General features: G+C 71.9%; 2 protein-coding genes. One reads left to right on the top strand and one right to left on the bottom strand.

The annotated features are described in order from the left end of the window. Positions 1–127 precede the first annotated feature (127 nt). Positions 128–1,516 carry a cystathionine beta-synthase gene (locus AB0K37_RS41765; protein ID WP_363991675.1) on the bottom strand — a complete coding sequence of 463 codons (1,389 nt, stop codon included), beginning with the start codon at positions 1,514–1,516 and terminating at the stop codon, positions 128–130. A gap of 186 nt (positions 1,517–1,702) precedes the next feature. On the opposite strand from AB0K37_RS41765, the gene AB0K37_RS41760 reads away from it, so the two are divergent. Then, positions 1,703–2,307 (top strand): GDSL-type esterase/lipase family protein (locus AB0K37_RS41760; RefSeq protein ID WP_363991673.1); only part of this gene is annotated, 605 nt, incomplete at its 3' end.

Here is a 2,307-nt window from a genome sequence, read left to right as displayed (position 1 = left end):
CTGCCCTACGTGCCGCGGCTCGTCGAGTCGTTCCGGCACCGGGACGCCGCCACCGGGACGCAGCGGCAGGTCAACGCCTGGAGATCACCGATCTCCAGGCGCTCGGCCGTTCTCCGCTCCCCCGGGGTCAGCCGGTGGAGTCGGCCAGGAAGGCCAGGAGGTCCTGCCGGGTGATGAGGCCCTTGGGCTTGCCGTCCACGAGGACGACGGCGGCGCCGGACTTCTCCAGGACGCCGACGGCCTTGCTGACCGGCTCGCCGGAGCCGAGCGTCGGCAGCGGCGCCGACATGTGCGACTCGACCGGCTCGGTCATCTTGGCCTGGCCCTTGACCATGATGTCGAGCAGGTCGGTCTCCCCGACGGAGCCGACCACCTCGGCCGCCATGACCGGCGGCTCCTCCTTCATCACCGGCAGCTGCGACACCTCGTACTCGCGCATGATGGCGATCGCGGTCTGCACGGTCTCGTGCGGGTGGACGTGCACGAACTCCGGCAGCGTGCCGCCCTTGCGGGTGAGCACCTCGCCGACCCGCGCCTCCTCGGTGGAGGGGGTGAGGAAGCCGTAGTCCGCCATCCAGCTGTCGTTGAAGATCTTGCCGAGATAGCCGCGGCCGCCGTCGGGCAGCAGCACCACGATCACCGCGTCCGGATCGGCGCGCTCGGCCACGCGCAGCGCGGCGACGACCGCCATCCCGCAGGACCCGCCGACGAGCAGCGCCTCCTCGCGGGCGAGGCGGCGGGTCATGGTGAAGGAGTCCTTGTCGGACACCGCGATGACCTCGTCGCAGATGTCGCGGTCGTAGGTGTCGGGCCAGATGTCCTCGCCGACGCCCTCGGTGAGGTAGGGGCGGCCGCTGCCGCCGGAGTAGACCGAGCCCTCCGGGTCGGCGCCGACGATCCGGACCCGCCCGCCGGAGACCTCCTTGAGGTACCGGCCGACGCCGCTGATCGTCCCGCCGGTGCCGATGCCCGCGACGAAGTGCGTGATGCGGCCCTCGGTCTGCTCCCACAGCTCAGGCCCGGTCGTCTCGTAGTGCGACCGCGGGTTCTGCGGGTTGGTGTACTGGTTCGGCTTCCACGCGTCGGGGATCTCGGTGACGAGGCGGTCCGAGACCGAGTAGTAGGAGTCGGGGTGCTCGGGGTTCACCGCCGTCGGGCAGACGACCACCTCGGCGCCGTACGCGCGCAGCACGTCGATCTTGTCCTTGCCGACCTTGTCGGGGCAGACGAAGACGCAGCGGTAGCCGCGCTCCTGCGCGACGATGGCGAGCCCGACCCCGGTGTTGCCGGACGTCGGCTCGACGATCGTCCCTCCGGGGCGCAGCTCGCCCGACTTCTCGGCGGCGTCGATCATGCGGACCGCGATGCGGTCCTTCACCGACCCGCCGGGGTTGAAGTACTCCACCTTGGCGAGCACCTGCGGCGCCCGGCCGCCGCCCACGCCGGCGGTCACCTTGCGCAGCCGGACGAGCGGGGTGTTGCCCATCAGCTCGATGAGCGAGTCGTGTACGTGCACCGCGACATCCTTGTCGTTCAGTGTGTTGATCTTAATGTGGCGTCCCTGTTCGGCCGCCGGTCGCGCGCCGAAACCGGCGCGGGGACCGGAAGGCTTCCCGTTCCCGACGGTAGCCGAGATCGGCCACCGCAGGTATCGCGCCCCTTTCGTGCGGGTAGGTACTTATTCACGGAGGGTCAGCGCAGCATGTGGAGAGCATTCACCGCCCGCCGCATCGCGGCCGCCGCGGCCTATGGCGGCGGAGGCATCACCGCGCTCGGCGGCATCACGTTCGGTCTGCTGCTGATGCAGGCCAGACTCGCCCGCAGGACCATCCTCGCACGCCCGAACGGCGACCCGCCGATCGCCGACGGCCTGTACGGCGGGACGCGCGGCGGCGAACCGCTCTCGCTGGTCATGCTGGGCGACTCGACCGCCGCCGGGCTCGGCGTGCACACCCCGGAGGAGACCCCCGCCGCCCTGCTGGCGGCCGGGCTGTCCGCGATCGCGGGACGTCCCGTCCGGCTGACGAACGTGGCCCGCTCCGGTTCCCGCTCGCAGGCGCTCGGCGGCCAGGTCGACCAGGCCCTGCAGACCCGTCCCGACGTCGCCGTCATCATGATCGGCGCGAACGACGTGACGGGGCGGGTCCCGGCCGCCGAGTCCGTCCGGCACCTGGCCCGCGCGGTGGAGCGGCTGCGCGCCGCCGGCGGCGAGTCCGCGACCTGCCCGACGGGCTCCTCCTCGATGACCGTGTACCAGAGGACGGTCTGCCACCGTTCGGGCAGCGACCGGAAGGCGCGGACGAGCGC

Origin of the sequence: Actinomadura sp. NPDC049753, from assembly GCF_040674655.1 — a bacterium.
Taxonomy (GTDB): Bacteria; Actinomycetota; Actinomycetes; order Streptosporangiales; family Streptosporangiaceae; genus Spirillospora; species Spirillospora verrucosospora.
Note: the sequence above shows the minus strand (reverse complement) of the source record. Positions and strands in the feature narration are given on the sequence as shown.